The organism is Luteococcus sp., from assembly GCF_043424415.1.
Lineage (GTDB): Bacteria > Actinomycetota > Actinomycetes > Propionibacteriales > Propionibacteriaceae > Luteococcus.
The window spans coordinates 1-2,684 of the sequence record NZ_JBHWOO010000317.1; the positions used below are offsets into that span (position 1 = coordinate 1).

The 2,684-nt window shown below is 62.2% G+C and carries 2 protein-coding genes and 1 pseudogene; all 3 read right to left on the reverse strand.

All coding sequences use genetic code 11. The features are described 5' to 3' along the window. Positions 1 to 1,388 (reverse strand): IS1634 family transposase (locus ACHFFZ_RS17580; RefSeq protein ID WP_394277872.1); only part of this gene is annotated, 1,388 nt, incomplete at its 3' end. 68 nt (positions 1,389 to 1,456) lie between these two features. Beyond that, positions 1,457 to 1,771 carry an RNA polymerase sigma factor gene (locus ACHFFZ_RS17585; RefSeq protein ID WP_394277873.1) on the reverse strand — a complete coding sequence of 105 codons (315 nt, stop codon included), beginning with the start codon at positions 1,769 to 1,771 and terminating at the stop codon, positions 1,457 to 1,459. Positions 1,772 to 2,422: 651 nt separating this feature from the next. Continuing rightward, positions 2,423 to 2,684 (reverse strand): annotated as a pseudogene (locus ACHFFZ_RS17590) (IS1634 family transposase); the annotation flags it as partial.

The following is a 2,684-nucleotide window of genomic DNA, read 5'->3' on the forward strand; positions in this document are numbered from 1 at the left end:
AGCGCCCGGACGAGTTGTTTGATGGTGGTGCCGGTGACCGACTCGAGCCACCGGCCAACGGCCAAGGCGGCGAACACCACGGTGAGGTGGGCCTCGATCGAGTCGCGGGTGCGATGATAGATCGGCCGGGCGGCCAGGTCGGACTTCGACATCCGGAAGCTCTTTTCGATCTGCCAGAGCTGGTGGTAGGCGCCGATTACGAACTCCGGGGTCGGACCAACGAGGTTGGTGATGTAGCCCTTCCACCCCGCCAACGATCTGGCCTTATGCTCCAGTTCAAGGTTCAAGGACTTGGTGGCGCCGGTGAGTTTGATGAACCGGTTGCGTTTCACCGTGGCCCGGCCGTCGATCGCAGCCTGGGCCTTGCGGACCTGCTCATCAATACCCTTCAGCGTGCGCCGTGACCGGTCAGCACGGTACTGGTAGTAGATCGTCTCGCGATACTGGCTCCCAGCCGGGCCCCGTGACCAGGGTTGCGTCAACACCAACTGGTCATCGGGTTCGCGCTGCGGATGCTGTTTGTGCCACTGCTCGACGACGTAGGGAACCTCGGGGATGCGTTGCCCGACGATGTAGCGCAATCCTGCCGCCGCCAGAGCCTTCAGGTTGCTGTCGGAGAGCATCCCTGCATCCGCTACGACGGTGACCTCGGGGAGTCGGTGAGCGGCCATGAGCGAGGTGATCGACGGGATCAACGTGGTCGTCTCGGCCTTGTTTCCCTCGAACGCTTCGACCAGCAGGGGAAACCCTCGGGCGTCGGTGAGCAGCCCGATGGTGATCTGCGGCTCCAGCCGGCGTTCCTTCGAATACCCCGGTTCCCGAAACCCATCACCTTGATCCGTCTCGAAATACAACGTCGACACGTCATACAAAACCAAGGTCGCCGGCCCGAGGTGGACGTGGTCAGCACACGCGGCGGCAAGCTGGCGGCGCCAGGTGGGCCGGGCGTAGTCGCCCAGCCGGCGCTTCAACGTGCGATAAGCCGGGGCGGGGATCCCCATCTCCTCCAGCACCCGGATCGAATCGAGTTTGCTCGTCGGCTCAATCAACCGGGCCAAGACCAACTGCTCGAACACCACATCGCCGCCGCAGGCCTTGTCAAAACCCAACACCCGATAGCCAGCTGCCAACGCTTCCCACAGATGCTGCGCCCGCGACGAGCGGATCGGCAACGCCTCCCGCCGCGGCCGTCCACCTCCAAAGTCGAGCTCGTCTTGTCCCTCGGCGATCATCTTTTGCCGGGCCGCGGCCCGCAGCACCTCCAGATCCTGCGGAGTATGCGCCGAGCCGATGTGATCCATCTTCTTCGAACCTCCGGAGGAGGACCACACCACCTGGACCGCCGTCGCACCCGACGCAGTCTTGACCTCACGCACGTACGGAGCCATGCACCACAGGCTAGAACACCCCCAATTAGTGCACACCCCGTCAGGTAAACAGCCTAGCCAAACGCTGGTCAGAACCCAGGATCACGAAAAGTGGCCCAACTCAGGTCATCCGAGACGGTGAGGCTCAGAGCGAAGTCCTCATAGAGCTGGCGTTGCAACTCAGCGCGGCGCCCTCGCCGCCGATACTCGTCCCCGATCAGGTTCCGGACCACCCCGTACAGCCACGGCACACTGAGCGGCTCGCCTGCCTGATAGCGCTGCCAAGCGAGATGGAACGCCTCCGTCGCAACCTCCTCAGCATCTTGGATGGAATCGAGGCGACGTTCGGCAACACCGACCACGAAGGAGTAGTTCTCCCGGAAAAACGTCGAGAACCGCTTCACGACACCTCCTCATCTCACACAGAAACAGAACACCTTCCATCATCTCTGTTGCTTCGGAGCCGCGAAGTGTGACATTCATTATTCACTTTTCTCGTGCCGTAGTCCTGAAGGGGTGCAACTTCTACGGCCACTTGCAGATGCGGAGGAGCGAGTCTTCACCCAGATTCGAGCCTGGGGCAGCGAGATATCGATCGCGCCACCCCAGACTCCAAGTTCCGTTTCACCAGCAGGGATGCCTTGGAATCGAAGACTAGTGAGTTCGTCTTCGTCCTGACGCCCACCCGATAAGGGCGACGATCAATCCGATAAGCGCGATGCCTGCCACTCCTGCACCTACGGCCATACCGACGAGTATCCAGGAGGGCGTAGGGCCTTCAAGTCCTTGGCTTTCCAACTGCGCATAGTCGAGCCCCGAGAGCACGGCGAATACTCCCACTGTAACCACGCCAAGCGCTGCCAGAATCCCGAAGATGAGCATCGCCCGTTTCGTCATCATGATGGTCTAATCCTCACCAGTTGCAGCGATGCGAAAGCACCCCGGATACCCAGTTCGAGCGGTTAGCCCGAGAGCGCTCCAAGTTGTACTCCCCAGTGAAGGGAAGCCCGTACACGCCTGCAGCGACATGGCAACTGTACCCTGAGTTGGGCCATTTAGTGCCGTGGGCCTCGGCCGTGGATCGCGTCGAGCCATGCGAGGTGCTCGGGGGATAGCGGGTCTTCTGCGGTGATGATCTGGGCACCGGCTTGGATGTCGATGGTGCGGTAGCGGCGCAGCGCCCGGACGAGTTGTTTGATGGTGGTGCCGGTGACCGACTCGAGCCACCGGCCAACGGCCAAGGCGGCGAACACCACGGTGAGGTGGGCCTCGATCGAGTCGCGGGTGCGATGATAGATCGGCCGGGCGGCCAGGTCG